At 64.3% G+C, this 18146-nt stretch carries 18 protein-coding genes and 1 pseudogene; 18 read left to right on the forward strand and 1 reads right to left on the reverse strand.

Going from position 1 to position 18146, the window contains the following annotated elements; translation table 11 throughout:
• The first annotated feature begins 187 nt into the window (after positions 1-187).
• Positions 188-1243 (forward strand): zinc-binding dehydrogenase, encoded by a 1056-nt coding sequence (locus HGO92_RS22310; protein WP_169998782.1) that lies wholly within the window; start codon positions 188-190, stop codon positions 1241-1243.
• Between the two features lie 264 nt (positions 1244-1507).
• Here the strand turns inward: HGO92_RS22310 and HGO92_RS22315 are convergent, their stop codons facing one another.
• Complete coding sequence (locus HGO92_RS22315) at positions 1508-3046, reverse strand: ABC1 kinase family protein (RefSeq protein WP_346769068.1); 1539 nt, start codon at positions 3044-3046, stop codon at positions 1508-1510.
• A gap of 592 nt (positions 3047-3638) precedes the next feature.
• Between HGO92_RS22315 and HGO92_RS22320 the strand changes: the two genes are divergently transcribed.
• The 17 genes and pseudogenes from HGO92_RS22320 to HGO92_RS22395 form a co-directional block, all read left to right on the forward strand.
• On the forward strand, positions 3639-4115 hold the full coding sequence (locus HGO92_RS22320; protein WP_169998784.1) for a universal stress protein: 477 nt from the start codon (positions 3639-3641) through the stop codon (positions 4113-4115).
• A 683-nt stretch (positions 4116-4798) separates the two neighbouring features.
• A complete protein-coding gene (locus tag HGO92_RS22325) occupies positions 4799-5377 on the forward strand; it encodes a class I SAM-dependent methyltransferase (RefSeq protein WP_169998785.1) in 579 nt (192 codons plus the stop codon).
• A 373-nt stretch (positions 5378-5750) separates the two neighbouring features.
• Positions 5751-6137, forward strand: a complete 387-nt coding sequence (locus HGO92_RS23510; RefSeq protein ID WP_205834975.1) for a cation-transporting P-type ATPase — start codon at positions 5751-5753, stop codon at positions 6135-6137.
• 18 nt (positions 6138-6155) lie between these two features.
• The gene (locus HGO92_RS24805; RefSeq protein ID WP_205834976.1) at positions 6156-6452 is read left to right on the forward strand and encodes an MmyB family transcriptional regulator; all 297 of its coding nucleotides are present in this window, start codon (positions 6156-6158) and stop codon (positions 6450-6452) included.
• Positions 6453-6631: 179 nt separating this feature from the next.
• On the forward strand, positions 6632-6907 hold the full coding sequence (locus tag HGO92_RS22335) for an SHOCT domain-containing protein (RefSeq protein ID WP_169998787.1): 276 nt from the start codon (positions 6632-6634) through the stop codon (positions 6905-6907).
• On the forward strand, positions 6904-8400 hold the full coding sequence (locus tag HGO92_RS22340) for a multicopper oxidase domain-containing protein (protein WP_169998789.1): 1497 nt from the start codon (positions 6904-6906) through the stop codon (positions 8398-8400). The genes HGO92_RS22335 and HGO92_RS22340 overlap by 4 nt, the downstream gene beginning before the upstream one ends.
• A gap of 416 nt (positions 8401-8816) precedes the next feature.
• Positions 8817-9470, forward strand: a pseudogene (locus HGO92_RS22345) (IS982 family transposase); the annotation flags it as partial.
• 106 nt (positions 9471-9576) lie between these two features.
• Entirely contained in the window at positions 9577-10041 is a 465-nt protein-coding gene (locus tag HGO92_RS22350) for a DUF6153 family protein (RefSeq protein ID WP_240974893.1), read from the forward strand.
• 115 nt (positions 10042-10156) lie between these two features.
• Positions 10157-10768 carry a DUF305 domain-containing protein gene (locus HGO92_RS22355; protein WP_169998791.1) on the forward strand — a complete coding sequence of 204 codons (612 nt, stop codon included), beginning with the start codon at positions 10157-10159 and terminating at the stop codon, positions 10766-10768.
• A 181-nt stretch (positions 10769-10949) separates the two neighbouring features.
• The gene (locus HGO92_RS22360; protein ID WP_346769069.1) at positions 10950-11777 is read left to right on the forward strand and encodes a F510_1955 family glycosylhydrolase; all 828 of its coding nucleotides are present in this window, start codon (positions 10950-10952) and stop codon (positions 11775-11777) included.
• A 79-nt stretch (positions 11778-11856) separates the two neighbouring features.
• Positions 11857-12576 (forward strand): GNAT family N-acetyltransferase, encoded by a 720-nt coding sequence (locus HGO92_RS22365; protein WP_169998795.1) that lies wholly within the window; start codon positions 11857-11859, stop codon positions 12574-12576.
• 31 nt (positions 12577-12607) lie between these two features.
• Positions 12608-13357, forward strand: a complete 750-nt coding sequence (locus HGO92_RS22370) for a cytochrome c biogenesis CcdA family protein (protein ID WP_169998797.1) — start codon at positions 12608-12610, stop codon at positions 13355-13357.
• Between the two features lie 46 nt (positions 13358-13403).
• On the forward strand, positions 13404-14015 hold the full coding sequence (locus HGO92_RS22375) for a TlpA family protein disulfide reductase (protein ID WP_169998799.1): 612 nt from the start codon (positions 13404-13406) through the stop codon (positions 14013-14015).
• Positions 14012-15643, forward strand: a complete 1632-nt coding sequence (gene resB, locus HGO92_RS22380) for a cytochrome c biogenesis protein ResB (RefSeq protein ID WP_169998801.1) — start codon at positions 14012-14014, stop codon at positions 15641-15643. The genes HGO92_RS22375 and resB overlap by 4 nt, the downstream gene beginning before the upstream one ends.
• On the forward strand, positions 15640-16659 hold the full coding sequence (gene ccsB / locus HGO92_RS22385) for a c-type cytochrome biogenesis protein CcsB (protein WP_169998803.1): 1020 nt from the start codon (positions 15640-15642) through the stop codon (positions 16657-16659). The genes resB and ccsB overlap by 4 nt, the downstream gene beginning before the upstream one ends.
• Positions 16660-16801: 142 nt before the next feature.
• On the forward strand, positions 16802-17227 hold the full coding sequence (locus HGO92_RS22390; RefSeq protein ID WP_169998805.1) for a hypothetical protein: 426 nt from the start codon (positions 16802-16804) through the stop codon (positions 17225-17227).
• A gap of 115 nt (positions 17228-17342) precedes the next feature.
• Positions 17343-18146 (forward strand): multicopper oxidase domain-containing protein (locus HGO92_RS22395; protein WP_169998808.1); only part of this gene is annotated, 804 nt, incomplete at its 3' end.

Below are 18146 nucleotides of genomic sequence, written 5' to 3' on the forward strand. Positions count from 1 at the left end.
GTCCATGGTCTTCCTGACAGCGCCGGGGAAACGCAGCGTCCAAGCGCCCCGATAACTCCCGGACCCGTAGGCGGCATAACATCCACTGGCCCGGGTGCCCTGTGCCTTGGTAGGCTCACACCTGTCGGAGCGGTCGAAATGCTTAGTTGCCGGAACGCTTGAGGCGTGGCAACGTCGAGGAGGCACAGTGAAGGCACTTGTTTACGGCGGACCGGGACAGAAATCCTGGCAGGATGTACCTGACCCAAGAATCGTCAAGCCCACTGATGCCATCGTGCGGATCGACACGACTACCATCTGCGGTACGGACCTGCACATCCTCAAAGGTGATGTTCCCGCCGTTCAGGCAGGACGGATCCTCGGCCATGAAGGAGTCGGCACAATCACGGACGTCGGCGCATCTGTCGGCAATCTCAAAGTTGGAGACCGGGTCATCATCTCCTGCATCAAATCGTGCGGGCACTGCACCAACTGCCGGACAGGACTGTACTCGCACTGCCTGGGGGATGAAGGACAGTCCGGCATCGGCTGGATTTTCGGCCACCTCATAGACGGCACCCAGGCCGAATACGTGCGCGTGCCTTATGCGGATAACTCCCTGCACCGGCTCCCCGAAGAGGTCAGCGACGAGCAGGCCGTCATGCTCTCGGACATCCTGCCCACAGGGTTTGAAATCGGCATCCAGTACGGCCGGGTCAAGCCCGGGGACACGGTCGCGGTGATCGGCGCCGGACCGGTCGGACTGGCAGCAATCGCCACAGCAGGACTTTACGGGGCAGCGACCATCATTGCCATCGACCTCGATGAGAACCGGCTGGAGCAGGCCAAGACCTTCGGCGCCACTGAGACCGTCATCTCCGGATCGTCCGGGTGGAAAGAACAGGTCCTGGCCCTGACCGATGGCCTGGGCGTGGATGTTGCCATCGAGGCCGTGGGCATCCCACAAACGTTCGAGATGGCCACCCAGGTGGTCCGGCCCGGCGGCAACGTCGCCAACGTAGGCGTTCACGGAAAGCCCGTCGAACTGCACCTCGAAGATCTCTGGATCCAGAACATCAACATCAGCATGGGGCTCGTCAACGCCAACACCACGCCCATGCTTCTGAAGCTGGTGGCCCAGCAGAAGATCCCCGCGGAGAAATTTGCGACCCACCGGTTCACGCTGGACAACATCCTGGACGCCTATGACACCTTCTCCCGGGCATCCGAAACCAATGCGTTGAAAGTTGTGATCACCCGGTAGCCGGCTCCCGAAGGGCCGGGGAACAGACGGAGGAAACTACGGAAGAACGGACGGATTCAGCGTCAGTTCCTTGTATCGCTCTCCCGGAGACGTGCACCATCAGAGTCCCTGCCTGTCGCGGGCTTCGCTTTCGGTGGCATTGCCGGACACCGCCGGGTCACGCGTCTTGGACCGACCCGTACACGAATCCGGACAGGCCCATGAGAAAATGTGCCGCGGTTTGATGGACGGTTCCCCAGGCAGTCACAGTGACGGGCGGCCAGGTCAGCGCTTTTTCCGTCGACCGGTCCAGGCCAGGTACGAACCCAGCGTACCGGCCGCTCCGAGTCCTGCCCCCATGAGAGGTCGTGCCCAGCGGCGGAACTCGTCCTTGTCCGCGACCACCAGTTCCCCCAAGCCCCTGATGAACGCGGCGGCAATCAGGCCCGCCACCAGGCGGTTGCCGATGCGTTCGGCGCGTCCCAGGAGGGGCTCGATTTCGGCCGCGCGCAGGTGCAGTTCAAAGCCGTCCGTATCTATGGCATCCAGGATCCGGCGGAGTTTTCCGGGCAGCTCGACGCTCAGTTTCGCAGCATCCACGCCGGCCCGTCCCAGCCGCATGGCGTAGGCGAACGGTGAGAGGCTCTGAAGTGCCAGCCGCTGCGCGTAGGGGTTGAGCGTTTCCGCGACGTTGAATTCCGGATCCAACCGGACCCCCATGCCCTCTGCCATGAGAACCATCTTCAGGATCAACACGTTTTCCCGGGGCAGCTGCAGGTGGTGGTCGCGCAACAGCGCGAGCAGTTTGCCGATGAGCGGCGCGATTTCAATCTCGGCCAGCCGGCGGTCCTGGTAAAGGGCCATCACCGCGGCGAGATCCGCGCGCAGCTGCGCACGGTCGACGGGACGTTTTGCCACGGACAGGTCCAGCAGGGCAGGGCCTGCCCGTTCCGGGTCGGCCCGGGCCAGCGCGACCAGCAGCGCGGCGAGTTGTTGCCGCAGCTTCTCGTCCACTTCACCAACCATGCCGAAGTCGATCAGGCCTATGCGGCCTCCCGTTTCGATGAAAAGATTCCCGGGGTGGGGGTCAGCGTGGAAGAAGCCGTCCTCAAAGATCATTTTCGCAATCGCGCCGACGGCACGGTTGGCCAGCGCCCGGCGGTCGATGCCCGCGCGGTCCAGGCCATCGAGGTCATCGACCTTCAGCCCGCTGACCCGTTCCAATGTCAGCACGCGGGACGTGGTGGTGTCCCAAAAAACCCGGGGAATATGGAGGCCTGGATCCCGGGCAAAATTCTCCGCGAACCGTTCCGCGTTGCGCCCTTCCTGCAGATAGTCGAGTTCGGCCCGCAGGGTCCGGGCGAATTCCCCGGCGATACCTGTCAGGTTGTAATCGGCTGCAGCGTCCCACCGGCGGGTCGCCTGGGCGGCGAGATTCTGCAGGATCTCCAGATCCTCCTGAATGCGTGCGACGACGCCGGGTCGCCGGACCTTGACGACGACGGGCGTTCCGTCTTCCAACGTGGCAGCGTGGGCCTGCCCGATCGAGGCGCTGGCGAGCGGCTCTTCATCGAACTCGGCGAAGAGCCGCTCCGGGCCCATTCCGAGTTCCTGTCGGATCAATTCTCGGACGGTGTCGCCGGGGACAGGCTGTGCCCCGTCCTGAAGCCTGGCCAGCTCCTGTAGATAGTCCGGGGGCAGTAGATCCGAGCGCGTGGAGAGCAGTTGGCCGAGCTTGATGAATGTCGGCCCAAGCTGTTCCAAGGCCAGCCGAAGGTGTTCGGGGTTTGTGTAGGGGAGCTCACGCGGCTGATGGCCCAACACCCCGTGGTGAAATCAGACCCAGCGTTCAAGGCCGGTGATTCCGGCGAGAAAGCCAAGTCCATGACGGGCCAAAACCTCGGCGATCTCCCTGTACCGTGCGGATTGGTTGCTCGGGACCACAGGTTCTCCTTGTTGGAAGGGCAGGATCGGCTATTAGGGTCACTGCGTGCGGCGGACCCCGGTCCCGAATGGTCGCGTTGACCAGAGGCCCGCTGCTACGCCTTGTAGAATAGTACCGGTACATGAGCCCCCCCAATGCGGAAGGAACAGGTCCATGATCAGCGCGACGGCAGCACGGGCGGCTCAGTACTTCAGCGATGAGGAGCCGGAGTTGAGTACGAGGACGAGCATCGGTCTGCCTCCTGGGATCGGGGAGCTCCGGCAGGCTCCGCATTCGCCTGCTGAAGCCTGACCGGCATCCATTCTGCCAGCGCCAGAAGCCCGCGACACGCACGCTTCCGGTCCTGCAGTCCCTTCGATCGCGCCCTGATGCTTAGTTGCAGTCCTCTCGTTTGGTTGAACAACCATGGCAGGCCCGTCCCATATCTGCCACACTGGGTAGGCATGTGCAGGCGCTGAAGGAGGCAGACCCGTGGACAATGATGAGAGCTTTCAGGTCGTGGTCGGTTTGGACGGGTCGGACGGGTCACGGGCCGCCCTCGGCTGGGCGGTGTCCGAGGCGCGCCTGCGCGGCGGCACGGTCCGTGCCGTGACCGCCTGGCAGCCTCCTGCGGTAACGGCAGGGATGGAGGGCCTGATTTGGGACCCGGCGTCGTTTGAGGCGGCAGCAAAGAACGAACAAACACGGGTTTTGAAACGCGTACCGGCCGAGGACGTCCCCATTGGCAAGCTGCTTGTCCAGGGATCACCGGCGGCCGCCCTCCTCGACGCTTCCAGGGACGCGGACCTGCTCGTCGTCGGTTCACGAGGACTCGGCGGGTTCAGCGGCCTGCTGCTCGGCTCCGTGTCCACGCACCTCATCCATCACGCAGTCTGCCCCGTATTGGTCGTCAGGCCCGGCGAGGATCCGCAGCGCAGGGACCCCCAGAAACTGCGGCCAATATCCTAGGACGGGTCAGGAAGCGGATGAGGAGGCCGGTAACAGGGCCTCAGGTGATGGCATAGAGGCGTCAGGCAACCGTCCCATCCGTATGATCATCACGGCGGAGTGGGAGTCGACGTATAGCTCCCGTGCTGGCTGGACACGAGCATGACGCGGGCCAGAGGTTAAGCCCAGGCTTCCGGCCGCGTAGACCCAGCCCTATGCACGTAACTCTTTGATCCGCGGCGTATTGCCGGTCGCGTTCTTGGGCGTGGAGGTGATGCACCGAACAGATCGGCCGAGGATGTTCGATGAAGAATCTATGTCTCCTTCGAAGGCACGGGAATTGATCAGGCAAGACAAAGTATCTTCCGGTCGATGATTCCATTACAGCCTCCGGCGCAAGGCATGCCGACGGTCGATGAATCCGAGAAGACCCGGACAGGCACTTGTGAATCCTTTGCCACTCTTTCCAACCGGGTTCGTGGACTGGATCCGTGATCCCCGGAGCACCGGTTGCCCTCGTCCCTTGTCTTGGTCCTAAGTTGTCCTGCTGCTAGGTTGGGAACCGAGGCAGGCTTGGTCGCAAATGGTCAGGGCCCCAGCGTAGGATAGGCGGGTTGTTTCAACCATCCCTCCATGGCGTGACGCGGTGACCTCATGTTCGTCCTCTCCAGGCCCTTGCTGCAGCTCTCTAGGCCGGAGGCTTTATGCCGAAGATGTCCCGAATTGAAACGGCGTTTTGCCGTTGCTCCTCTTGGCGGCACTTCACGGGATCTGTCGTCCTGCCCTGGGCACTTCAAGGCTGCGGTATCAGTGGTGATGTACTGGAACTAGGTGCCGGCAGCGGCGCGATGGCTGCGGCGCTGTTGCAGCAGGCACCTGGAATTCGTCTGACGGTCACGGACCTCGATGAGGGCATGCTCGCCGACGCCCGCGATCGCCTACCGCGACCGGGTCCCAAAGTGCAACAAGCGGACGCAACGGCGCTTCCCTTTCAAAGCGCGTCGTTCGATTTTGTGCTTAGTTTCTTGATGCTGCATCACGTCCTGAACTGGCAGGCTGCCATAGCGGAAGCGGCCCGGGTACTAAGACCGAGCGGTATGCTGATCGGTTATGACCTGACGGCCTCGCCGGCAGCCAAGCTGATTCACCTCGTCGACCGATCGCCGCACCGGCTCGTGCAGTCTGCAGAACTGACAGGCACAGCGCGGCTGGTAGGTCTCGATATATCGGTACGCACCGGCCTTATGCGCCAGGTAGTGCGGTTCCGTGCACGGAAAAGCTAAATCGTTGTGCGCCGCTGCTGGTAATCCGCGGCCAAAGCCAGAGCTGCGGCATGATCCACCGTGGACGACGGCTAAGGCACATTTAGGCAGGGGAGTTCTCGCTGCAGCCCGCGCACGTCGAGTTGTTTCAACCAGCACGAAAACGGAAGAGTAGGGACAGGCGAAGACCGACGTGTTAACCGAACCTAACTTGCCTACCCGGATTAGTCAGGGGCAATGTCGCTGACGGCGAGGAGGGGCCGCGCTGCACCCGTACATACAGCACGTGTACCCCCGGCGGTCCGGCCTTACGGCCCAGGCTGGCTGATAGCCTGAGCCGAAGAGACGGCCCTTGGCTGTCCCTCCTTCGAGGAGTTCTTCGTGGTTTTTTTCGATGACGTTCACGGGCAGGCCTGTTGAACCCATCGCCTGGCACTTACGCGCAGCCGCGGACGCTTTAGTTGCCTTCCGGGTGGATCCGGCAGCGGGTTTGGATTCAGCCGAAGCAGAACGCAGGCTGCAGACGGACGGGCCCAACGAGCTCCGTACTTCCGCGCCGGTGCCGAGATGGCGGAAGATCCTGGCCCAGTTTCAGGATCCGCTGATCTATCTGCTGCTGGTCGCTATCGCCATTTCCCTGGGCGCCTGGGCGGTCAACAATGCAGGAGCCCTGGAACGCCCGGGTCACGAGTTGCTTTCAGAGCACACCCCGTTTGAAGCACCATTGGATGTGCATCACCGATCGTCAGTCCCCCCGTGCGTTCTTCTTAGACCCGCTTAGACGAGACTTATACAGCAATTGGGAGGAGTTGGCACGCACACACGTCCGTCTCTCCGACTCACCTCCGGGCGCTATCCAACCGACGCACGACTCGCCCAGCTTATTGGCGAACTCACGATGAAGAGTGACGAATTCGCGAGCCTTTGGGCTGAAGGCGACGTCGTCGACTCCGCCGTCGCCCTAGCGGGAGCAGGAGTCGACATACCCCAACTCAAGGCACTACCCCTTGACTATTTTGGAGACACACCACTAGTGGGTCCTTTGAACAACAGAGCAGCATTCTCGACGAAACCAAACCGCGGGCGCTGGCGGTAACCGTATCCTTGTTAGATCGGGTACGACGTCGTCGAGCTCGACGGCAGCTACGCCGGTTAGCAAGCCTGGCAGAACTCCGGCCGGTCAATCAAGGCATAGAACCACCGGCACCGCACGGCTCGGAGAACCCGCTGTCAGGAACGGCCTGGCCATGGACAACGAGAGTTAAGGAACACCTCATGATGAACGGCTTGGGTATGGGCGGGATGGGGCTGGCGTGGATCTTCTGGCTCCTGCTGATCGTGGGCGTCGTTGTGCTCGTGGTCGTCCTGGTAACAGCCTTCACCCGTGGCGCCGGCGGAACCGCGCCGACCAACGGGCAGGCGCCACCGTCTTCCACGGGCGCGGGCCCGCGGCGGGCTTGGGAGATCCTTGAGGACCGTTACGCCCGCGGGGAGATCAGCACCGAGGAATACCAGGAACGGCGACGGATACTGGACGAGGGCGACCTGTGAGCCCGCTGACCCGCCGCCAGCTGCTGGTACTGGGCGCGGCCGGGGCCGGTGCTACGGCCGCCGGCGGCGCCGGCCTGTGGCTGACCACCGGCAACGGGTCCGGATACACCGGAGGCGAGGACCTCGCTGAACCTCAGGAGCTGGCCAGCCGCGACCGCGTGCTGGAGCTGGACCTGACCGCTGCCCCGGCCCGGGTCCGCGTCGGCGGGCGGGAGGCCTCGGTTCACACTTTCAACGGTTCCCTGCCCGGTCCGACCCTGCGGGCGCGCGCGGGCGACACGATCCGGGTCGCAATGCGCAACGGGCTGCAGGCTCCCACGAACCTGCACGTGCACGGACTGCACGTCTCCCCACAGGGCAACAGCGACAACCCCTTCGTAAGCATCGACCCGGGCGGGTCCTTCGACTACGAGTTCGCCCTGCCCGAGGACCACCCGCCGGGTACCTACTGGTACCATCCCCACCGCCACGGGCACGTCGCCGGCCAGGTCGCCGCCGGCCTCTACGGGGCCATCGTGGTGGAGGACCCCGACCCGGTTCCGGTCGCCCGGGACCGGGTCATGGTGGTCTCCGACCTGTCCCTCGATGCTACCGGCAATCTCGCCGAGGTGGACCAGATGCAGCAGATGATGGGACGTGAGGGACAGATCGTCCTGGTCAACGGGCAACTCCGCCCGCAGCTGCGCGCCGCCCCCGGAGAACGGGAGCGGTGGCGGATCATCAATGCCTGCCCCTCCCGTTACCTGCGCCTAACGCTGGAGGGTCAGGGGGTCCGGCTGCTCAGCCGGGGCCTTGGGCGCCTGCCGATCCCCGAGGAGGTCACCGAAGTGGTTCTTGCCCCCGGCAACCGCGTTGAGCTGCTCGTGGAAACGCGCCAGGGGGTCTCCGCCCTCACGGCTGCCCCCGTGGACCGCGGCGGCGTGAACGCCATGATGGGCGGGGCCATGAGGGGCGGCAGCGTTTCCGGTGGCGACCCGGTCGATCTGCTCACCCTGGCCGTCTCGGGAAGCGCGGGCTCTGACCCCGGGCCCGTGCCCGAGGGCCAGCCCCTGCGGGATCTGCGGAACGAGCCGGCCACCGCCGTCCGTACCCTGGACTTTGCCATGGGCATGAGTGGAAGCATGGGCGGAGGCATGGGCGGCGGCATGGGCGGCGGACAGGGTGCCATGATGGCCTTCACCATCAACGGCCGGGAGTTCGACCCCGAACGGCTCGACGAGACGGTAGCGGCCGGGACCGTGGAGGAGTGGACCCTGGCCAACTCCAGCCCCATGGACCATCCCATCCACCTGCACGTGTGGCCCATGCAGATCGTCCAGGACGGCGACCGCGACGTGACCGAGCCTAAATGGCAGGACGTCGTCAACGTCCCCGCCCGCAGCCAGGTGAAAGTCCGGGTGGCCTTCGACGACTTCGCCGGCCGCACTGTGATCCACTGCCACATCCTGGACCACGAAGACCAAGGCATGATGGCCACCGTCCAAGCCCGCTGACCCGCCAGCGGGCTTCGACCGTGGCCATCATTGCAACCCTTGGCTCTGCGACCCCGCCGCGAAAACCGGGACGGCCTTGCTCCAGGTCCGTTCGCATTCGAAACCAGCACCGGCTACAAACCGGGCACCGCGTCTCGGAGACCGAGGACCAGCCGCTGATCCTGCTGGTCTCCGACCGGCGGACGGCCAGGACATGCGGGACTACCTGATCCGCATGGATCGACACCGTTGCCGGCTTACACCGCCATACCGGAGCATCCGCCCGCCGTATGGGCAGCCTAGAGATTTCGGACAGCGGACCCCTTTAAAATATGCATGCCGCCGATTGCCATGAGCCGGGCGACGCCGTCCTGGCTTTTGATGCTGCCGGTACCGGCGCTGTTTTCGTCATCGGGATGCTGCTCTACATTATCGGCCGCCAGTTCCGCGCCGCCGGACCGCTGATCGCCGCGGCCATCACAGCACTGGCCAGGGATACGCAGTCCTGGCACGAGATCCTCCGCCTGCTCGATTCCACCCCGGTCCCGTGCGGGGCTTCCCGCGAAACCGTCAAGCGATCAGCCCTGGCCGGACAGGCCGGCTACGGATACTGCGCCTCCCACTCCCGGTTCTTCTGGGGCTTCCGGCTCTACCTGATCAGCACGCCCGAGGGCATGCCTGTTATCTGGGCCCTGGCCAACCCCAAGCACGGCGAACGCGAAGTCGCCCAGGCGCTGCTCGAAGCCGACCACCGGCTGATCCGCCAGGGCCAGGTCATCCTGGGTGATAAGGGATTCGCCGGCCGTGACTTAGAACGGTTCATCACCGAGGACCTCGGCGCGCATCTGATCCGCCCGGACCGCAAGGATGAAAAGCCCCGCTTCGGCCGTTTCGGCGGCATCCGGCAATGGATTGAGTCAGTCTTTGACAGTCTCAAGGGCCAGCTCGGGCTCGAACACCACGGGGCGCGCACCCTCGAAAGCGTCTACGCCCGCGTCGGCTCCAAGCTCCTCGCCCTCGCCGCCGGTATCTGGAACAACTGGAAAACCGGCGCCCCGAACAAACGCTCCCCCATCGCCTACGACCACTAACAACGCCGAAAGCAATAGGACTTAATCATCTAGCGGATTCGCCGGGGCCCGCACCCTTCGATACCCTTGTACATGGGGGCGGGACTATTCGGCAGGAAAGGCAGCAATGATGAACTACCCCATCACGCCTGGCCTTTCGCGGTCTCTCCGGCACTCTCTGGCACTGCTTTTGGGGCTGGCCGCGGTGATCGCCGGGGTTATCGGGATGCATATCCTCAATGTGTCCCATCATGCCCCGGAAATGGGCGCCGTTGACCATGCCACGTCAGTCATGGCCGCCCCCAGCCATGACGTTGGGTCACCGGCCCCGGGGACGGTCGCACTGGAAGTGACTGCGGCCGAACCTCTACAGGCTGCAGGTTGTGCCAGTGCGTGCGAAAGCGGGCACAGCCTGATGGACGCCGTCTGCGTCCTGATGACCATCGTGGCCGGTTTCGTGCTGCTTTTCGTCCCTCAACAGCTCCGGATTGAAAGCCGGCGTGGTCTGCGCGTACCCCCGCAGCCAGTGATGCTGGCCGCCTCGGGCCTTCATCCTCCTTCGCTCGTTCAGCTCTCTATCAGCCGTACCTAGAATCCGGTTCCTTCCCTCCATGCGGGGAAGGACGAATTGCCGCATGCCCTGCAACACCTGCAGGCGCTGCGCCCTGATAGTAAGCATTTAAAGAGAACTTTCGAAGGAAACCACCATGAAACGCTTTACTGCCCTCTCCGCAACGGCCGTCGCAGCCGCCCTTTTCCTGGCCGGCTGCGGCTCCGACACCGGATCGGACACTGCCGCGGAGACCACGCAGGGCATGGAAACCACGTCCCAGTCCCCCTCCGCTGCCTCTTCCGGGGTTGCCGGTGACCACAACAGTGCTGATGTGATGTTCGCGCAGATGATGACTCCGCACCACGAACAGGCCGTGCAGATGAGCGAGATCATGCTGGCTAAGGACGGCTTGGACCCGCAGATCACGCAGCTGGCCGAAGAAATCAAGGCCGCCCAGGGACCGGAAATCGAGAAAATGACCGGCTGGCTCGAGGCCTGGGGCGAGCCGACGGAAATGTCCGGCGGCCATGCCATGGAAGGCATGATGAGCCCGGATGATCTCGGGAAGCTCGAAGCCGCCCAGGGCGATGACGCAGCCCGGATGTTTCTGGACCAGATGATCGAGCACCACGAAGGCGCGGTCGCGATGGCCGAAGAGGAAGTGGCCAACGGCTCCAATCCGGATGCAGTTGCCCTAGCCAAGCAGGTCGTGGAAGACCAGGAAGCGGAGATCGAGAAGATGAAGGATCTTCTCGCCGCTCTCTGACACCTCCTGTCTCCCCATACCGGGGCACGGGTCTGATCCCGTGCCCCGGGCAACATGCTGCCCCTCCCCCGGCCCTCCCGCGTACTGCGGACCCCTTTCCCTGACCGGAGTATTTTTCCTGATGAACCACGCACCAAAGTCCTCGAAGTCCTCTCGATTCCGCACATGGAAGCGCGGAGTAGTGACTGCTGCTGCCATGTCCATAGCGCTGCTCGCCGCAGGCTGCGCCCAACCCGCGGAAACCCCCGATCCTGCCGCCACCGGCGCCGCCCCCTACGGCCACGTCCACGGCATGAGCGTCGATCCGGCTTCCGGCAAGGTCCTCTTGGCGACCCACGACGGGCTCTTCGATGTCACTGGTGATTCACCTCAAAAAATCGGGCCAACCATCGACCTGATGGGCTTCTCACCAGCCGGAAACGACCATTTCTACGCCTCCGGCCACCCCGGCCCCGGTTCAGACCTGCCCAACCCGGCCGGCCTGATCCACTCGACCGACGGCGGGAAAACCTGGGAACCGCTTTCCCGCCAGGGCGAGTCCGACTTCCACGCCCTGACCGTGACGCGCAACGGGATCGTCGGCTTCGACGGTGAACTGCGGCTCACCGGTGATTTGGAAACCTGGGCTAAAGCGGATACAGACATCCAGCCGTACAGTCTGGCCGGAACGTCACTGAGCCCGGTAGTCCTGGCGACAACGGAGGAAGGCGTCCATCGCTCGGACGACGGCGGTAAAACCTGGGACCTGCCGGCGAATGCGCCGGTAATGCTCCTGACGACGTTCGCAGACGAGGCGACGGCGGTCGGCGTCGCCCCCGACGGATCAGTCCAGGTCAGCCGTGACGCCGGTAAGACGTGGCAGGCGTCAGGCGGTGCCGTTTCCGGTCCGCCCGCAGCCATCGCTGCGGCCCCGGGAGATGAGGGGCAGCTGCAGATCTGGATAGCTACAGCCGCCGGCGTCGAGCACTCGGCAGACAGCGGGGCGACTTTCAGCGTGCTTGAAAGCTGATGCGGCTGTGTCAATCGCTCCCGTGACCTGCCGGCACGTCACCTCGCTGCCGCCCGTACCGCTCCCCCAGAAAGTGGCCATGACAGCCCCGATTCTTCCCCGGGTGGTCATACGCCCTGCAACCGGTGATGACCTCGCACTGACCGCCTCATTGCAATGCGCCTTCCTGCCCCATGGATTGTTCCCCCGGCTGGGCGAGAGGTTTGTCCGGCGCTGGCATGCAACGTATCTGAACGCTCCGCACGGAACTGCGCTGATGGCCGAGCTTGTGGCTCCGGACGGGAACCGGCAACCTGTGGGTTTCCTCGTCGGCGCCACCGACCAGGTCCGGCACGTCGACGACGTCCTCGGAAGGCATCGGGTGCGGCTGGGTACAGCAGGTGCCGGCGCTCTGGCCCTTCGCCCCCGCCTGGCCGCGCATTTCCTGCGCACCCGGGCCAGGGCGTATCTGCGCAGGCTGCTGAAACGGCCTCCGCAGCGTGTTCCTGCCGGCGCCGTACCGCCGAGCGCCCCGGCTAGCGGTGCAGCGGCACCACCCGGCACTGCCGTCATCACCGCTGTGGCGGTCATCCCAGAGGCCAGAGGCAGCGGAGCCGGCAAAGAATTGGTCAGGCACTTCCTGACACAGGCGTGTGCCAGAGGCGCCGTGCGGGCCGAACTCTCCGTCATCGCCGGGACCGGCAGCGCGGATGGGTTTTATGCGCGGCTGGGCTGGTCGCTGGTAGAGGAACATCTCTCCAAGGACGGTTCACTGGCCAGAACCTACCGCTACGAGTTCGGTCCCGGGACAGGCGAATGAATACGCAGTACCGGGGTACGGAGGCATACCGTTGACCATCGGAGTGTATTTCGCGGAGATGGTGCAGTCGGGTGCGCTGCTGATAGCAGTTCCCCTGGCGATGACCGCCGGAGTCGTTTCCTTCATCTCCCCCTGCATCCTGCCCTTGGTCCCCGGGTATCTCGGATATGTGTCAGGTCTGGCCGATCCTGCCGCTCCGGATAACCGGCGCCGGGTGATGACCGGTGTCGGCTTGTTCATCCTGGGATTCGCCGCCGTGTTCACCCTCTATGGCGCCGCCTTCGGCGCGATCGGCGGGTGGCTGCTGCGCTGGCAGGATCTCCTCATCCGCATCCTGGGCATCTTCGTCATCGTCATGGGCCTGGTCCTGATCGGAAAGCTCTCCCTGATGCAGCGGACCATGCGGCTACCGTTCAAACCGAAAACCGGTGTAGCCGGAGCGCCAATGCTTGGCATAGTCTTCGGCCTCGGCTGGACACCCTGCATGGGGCCGACCCTCAGCGCGGTATTGGCGTTGAGCACGACGACCGGCGGCGCGTGGCGCGGCGCATTGCTCGGCTTCGTTTACTGCCTGGGTTTGGGCATCCCGTTCGTCATGGTCGCCATGGGGCTGAACTGGGTGAGCACCACCCTGGCCTTTATCCGCCGCCACATCAGGACCTTCAACCTCATCGGCGGCGGCCTGCTGATCCTTGTCGGCGTCCTGATGGTCTCCGGCATCTGGATGCTTTGGATCTACCAGCTCCAGAACCTCGCCGGCACTTACCTCACACCCGTCTAACGGGCCCAGCCTCTGCTCGATAAACCGGACCCCGAAAGAAAGAACGATGAAACTCTCCCTACTCAACCGCCGCCAGGCCGCTGCCGCTGCTGTTTTTGCCTCGCTGCTGCTTTCCGGCTGTGCAGCCGAAGATCCGTTAGCTGAAAAAGTCAATGCCGGAACCAACAGCTATGTCGCCGGCGACGGTTCCGTTGCCGAATACGCTGAAGGTATCCGCGGCGAAACTGTCCGGTTCAGCGGCCAGCTTTTCGACGGAACCACGGTGACCGATGATGACTGGGCCGGCAAGGTCACCGTGTTGAATGTCTGGTATGCGGCGTGCGCGCCATGCCGGGTTGAAGCCCCGGACCTGTCCGCCCTGCACGCCGATTTCGAGCCGCAGGGGGTGCAGTTCTACGGGATCAACACCCGGGACGAGGCAGCCACCGCATCCGCGTTCGAGCGCTCCTTCGGCATTGAGTATCCGAGTTTCAAGGACAAAAACGGGCAAATCCTGCTCGCGCTGACCGACTACGTGCCGCCCCAGGCCGTTCCGACCACCCTGGTACTGGACAAGGAAGGCCGCGTCGCTGCGCGTATCCTTGGCATCGCGGACAAGAGCACGCTGGAAGCCATCATCGAGGACGCCTTGGCGGCGCCGGATCCCGGCAAGCCATGACAACCACAAAACCTCCGTCAGGAAAGACCTCCCTCGAGGACGTCGCCCTGCCCCGGCTGGGTCCGGCCGGGATGCTCCGCTGGGCCTGGCGCCAGCTGACCAGCATGAAAACCGCACTGCAACTGCTGCTGCTGCTGGCGGTGGCGGCAGTGCCCGGGTCGCTGTTTCCCCAACGACCGGCGAACCCCGCCGTCGTGACCCAGTACATTCAGGACAACCCCGGGACAGGACCTTGGCTGGACCGCTTCCAGTTGTTCGACGTTTACTCCTCGGTCTGGTTTTCCGCGATCTACCTGCTGCTGTTCATCTCCCTGATCGGGTGCGTCATCCCCCGGGCCGTCCAGCACTGGAAAGCGCTCCGGTCCCAGCCGCCACGGACGCCCCGGCGCCTGTCCAGGCTCCCTGAATACGGGACGATGACCGTCGCCGCCGGCACGGCGCTGACCCCGGACCGGGCCATCGAGGACGCTGCCAGGATCCTGCGCCAGCGCGGCTACCGGGTGCAGCTGGGTGATACCGGCACGGACCTGCCCTCGGTGGCGGCCGAACGCGGATACCTGAAAGAAGCCGGCAATTTGGTCTTCCACACCGCGATGATCGGAGTGCTGGTATCCATCGCCGTCGGCGGCATGTTCGGCTACCGGGGACAGAAGCTCATTATCGAAGGCGAGGGGTTCACGAATGCCGAGCCTGGCTACGATTCCTTCTTCCCAGGTACCAGCTTCAACCCCGGGGCACTCGTCCCGTTCTCGCTGACGCTGAACAATTTTGACGTCACCTTCGACCGCAACCCGGCCAGCTACGGCAATCCCATCGACTTCACGGCGGATATGACAGTCCAGGACAGTCCCTCGGACGCACCGCGGCAGGAAACCCTGCGGGTCAATGAACCCATCGGATTCGGCGGCACGAACGTCTACCTGATCGGCAACGGCTACGCTCCGGAGATAACGGTCCGCGACGGCGAGGGCAACATCGCACTCCAAGGACCGGTCGCCTCACTTCCCACCGATGCCACTTATAACTCGACCATCGTCATCAAGGCACCCGATGCCCGGCCTGACCAGCTCGGGTTTGTTGGTTTCTTCCTGCCCACGGCCATGGTGGACGAGAACGGGGTGGCCTTCGGCTCGGATCCGGATCCGTACAACCCCCAGCTGAATCTGAACTCCTATACCGGGGATCTCGGGCTCGACGACGGCAACCCGGTTTCGGTTTACCAGCTCGATACCACCGAACTGACACAGCTTAACGGCAGGGACCTGCCGGACGGCGGCATCGTGCTCGGCGCCTACCAGACGTACGAACTTCCGGACGGCAAGGGATCCATCACCTTCGAAGGGCTGAAACGCTACGTAGCCCTGGACATCGTTTACGATCCGGGCAAGGCTGGGGCGCTGGTCTTCACCACACTGGCGTTGCTCGGCCTGATAATCACACTCACGACCGCACGACGCAGGGTCTGGATCCGCGCCGGCCAGCACGAGGACGGACGCACCATGATCGAGTACGGGCTTCTGGCCCGCGGAGAAGACCATTCCCTCGCCAAGGAAGCCATCCGGATCGGATCGGCCCTGACCGCACACTGGAACAAAGCGAACGATCAGAACAGGCAGGCAACACCATGACTCCGGTCAACGAAACCCTCGGCCAGTACAGCGAGCTGTTCATGCTGCTGGCCGCCCTGACCTACACGGTTTCATTCATCGCGTTCGCCGCCGACCTGGTCCGCGCGCGCAAGGTCACCACGGCGCCGGCGGAACCTGCACAGGAACCGGAGCTTGCCGCTGCCGGCACCATGGGAACAGTGCAATGGACCCACGGTTCCGGAGCCGGCAAGGCGAACGACCACAAGGACGCCGTGGTGGACGACTCCATGGGATACAAGGCCCTGCGTCGGCCCGCGGCACGCATCGGCGTCGCCGTCGGTATCCTGGGCCTGGTTGTCCATGCCGCCGGCGTGGTCACCCGCGGTATGGCAGCCCACCGCGTGCCCTGGGGCAACATGTATGAATTCACCACAACCGGCGCCATGCTGGTCATGGCCGTGTTCCTCACGGCACTGCTGTTCCGGGACCTGCGTTTCCTCGGAACCTTCATCACCGGTCTGGTCCTGGTCATGCTCATGGCAGGAGCGATCGCCTTCCCCACCCCCGTCGCGCAGCTCATCCCGGCCCTGCAGAGCTACTGGCTCATCATCCACGTCTCCGTCGCGGTCCTGTCCGCAGCGATCTTCACCCTGACGTTCGCGCTCTCAGTCCTGCAACTGGCAAAGACCCGCCAGGAAAAAAGAGGCAAACCCCGCACGGCGGGACTGCTGCGGCTGGTGCCCAGCCCCGTCAGCCTGGAGCAGTTGGCCTACAGGCTCAACGCCATCGGGTTCATCCTCTGGACCTTCACCCTTATGGCGGGCGCAATCTGGGCCGAAGCTGCCTGGGGCCGCTACTGGGGCTGGGACACCAAGGAAGTATGGACCTTCGTGATCTGGGTCGTCTACGCCGGTTACCTCCACGCCCGCGCCACCCGCGGCTGGGACGGCACCCGGGCGGCGTGGCTGTCGATCATCGGCTACCTGTGCGTCATCTTCAACTTCGCGGTGGTCAACGTCTACTTCCCCGGACTGCACTCCTACTCCGGCCTCTAAACACCAAGCCCGGCCACGCCGCCGGCGGCAGCCAACGCTCCCTACTGCTGCCGGCGGCAAATACCAACAACGACGAGAGGAGAGCATCATCGCCGCCACACCGGTGCCGCCTGCCGCGCTCTCCTTGCACAGAATCCTCCCCTTGCTGGCAGGGCTGCTGTTCGTCATGTCCTGCATGCTGGGAACACCTGCCTCCTCGTCCGGCCACACTGTTTCCGGCACTCCGGCAACCCACGCTGGCACCGGCACCGGCACCGGCACCGCCACCGCTGCCGGCCAGCAACAGCATCCCGTGCCTGGGAACGGCAACCCGCTCTCCCCTGCCCATGAAACAGCGGTCAAAACCACCGCCATGCCCGCCGCAGGCACGTGCAGCGACAGCGGACACATGTTCCTGGCCGACTGCGTCCTCGCCCCCGCAACTGCTGCACCGGGAGGGGCCCCGGCACCGGAACTTCATGGGTCAACGCCCGGCTACCGTTTCGATGTGCTGCCCCGTGCCCCCGGTCTTAGCACGCGGCTGCCGCGGCCGCCGTCACTCATACAGCTCTCCATCAGCCGAACGTAGAGCCGGACATGCGCGTTCCGGCCGTGCCCTCACAAGGCACACACGCCGGACGCATCCCCTCCTGCCAGCTTCAGCATCGGTGACCCTTGCGGTCCCTCTTGGAAAGAAAGCCCCCATGAACCGTCTCCTTACCCGCCGCTCGGTACTCTCCGCTTCCGTGGCCAGCGCCGCGGCGGCCGCCCTGGCCGCCTGTTCCAGTCCTTCTGCCCCGGCCGCAGCGGCGGCCCGAATCCTGCCGACCGATCCGCTGATCGCGGATTTCGAAGCCCGCCGCATCGCGGACGGAACGACAGTCACACAGCAACTCACCGCCGCACCGTTCAACACGAAAATCGCCGGAAAGCCGGTATCCACCTGGGGCTACAACGGGTCCCTGAACGGCCCGTTGATCAGGGCTAAAACGGGTGACCTGCTCGATGTTCCCGTAACGAACAAACTCGCGGAAGGCACCAGTGTCCACTGGCACGGTCTGGCCCTGCGCAACGACGCCGACGGCGTCCAGGGCCTCACCCAGGAGGCCATCGCCGCCGGAACCGATTACGGCTACCGGTTTCGGCTGGCCCACCCGGGAACCTACTGGTACCACTCCCACTTCGATATGCAGCGAGAACGCGCCCTTTACGGGGCCCTGATCATCGAGGACCCGAAAGAGGCCCTGTCCTATGACCAGGAGTGGGTCATCATCCTCGATGACTGGCTTGACGGCATTACCGGCACCCCGGAGGAAGTCGTGGAGGAACTGTCCATGGGCATGGATATGTCCGGCGGCAGCATGGAGGGCATGGATCACGGGGGCGGGGGTGGCATGGACATGGGCATGAAACACATGCTGACGGGCGCCACCAGCGACTATCTCGGCGGTGACGCCGGCGATGTGAAGATTCCCGTCCACCTGTTCAACGGAAAACCTGCCCAGGAA

It is taken from the genome of Crystallibacter degradans (assembly GCF_012952295.1).
GTDB lineage: Bacteria > Actinomycetota > Actinomycetes > Actinomycetales > Micrococcaceae > Crystallibacter > Crystallibacter degradans.

What these genes read in the sequence shown, in the direction of transcription:
- HGO92_RS22325 (WP_169998785.1), top strand. Translation starts at nt 4,799, where the DNA reads ATGCCGAAGATGTCCCGAATTGAAACGGCGTTTTGCCGTTGCTCCTCT.
- HGO92_RS23510 (WP_205834975.1), top strand. Translation starts at nt 5,751, where the DNA reads ATGACGTTCACGGGCAGGCCTGTTGAACCCATCGCCTGGCACTTACGC.
- HGO92_RS22335 (WP_169998787.1), top strand. Translation starts at nt 6,632, where the DNA reads ATGATGAACGGCTTGGGTATGGGCGGGATGGGGCTGGCGTGGATCTTC.
- HGO92_RS22350 (WP_240974893.1), top strand. Translation starts at nt 9,577, where the DNA reads ATGATGAACTACCCCATCACGCCTGGCCTTTCGCGGTCTCTCCGGCAC.
- HGO92_RS22355 (WP_169998791.1), top strand. Translation starts at nt 10,157, where the DNA reads ATGAAACGCTTTACTGCCCTCTCCGCAACGGCCGTCGCAGCCGCCCTT.
- HGO92_RS22365 (WP_169998795.1), top strand. Translation starts at nt 11,857, where the DNA reads ATGACAGCCCCGATTCTTCCCCGGGTGGTCATACGCCCTGCAACCGGT.
- HGO92_RS22375 (WP_169998799.1), top strand. Translation starts at nt 13,404, where the DNA reads ATGAAACTCTCCCTACTCAACCGCCGCCAGGCCGCTGCCGCTGCTGTT.
- resB (WP_169998801.1), top strand. Translation starts at nt 14,012, where the DNA reads ATGACAACCACAAAACCTCCGTCAGGAAAGACCTCCCTCGAGGACGTC.
- ccsB (WP_169998803.1), top strand. Translation starts at nt 15,640, where the DNA reads ATGACTCCGGTCAACGAAACCCTCGGCCAGTACAGCGAGCTGTTCATG.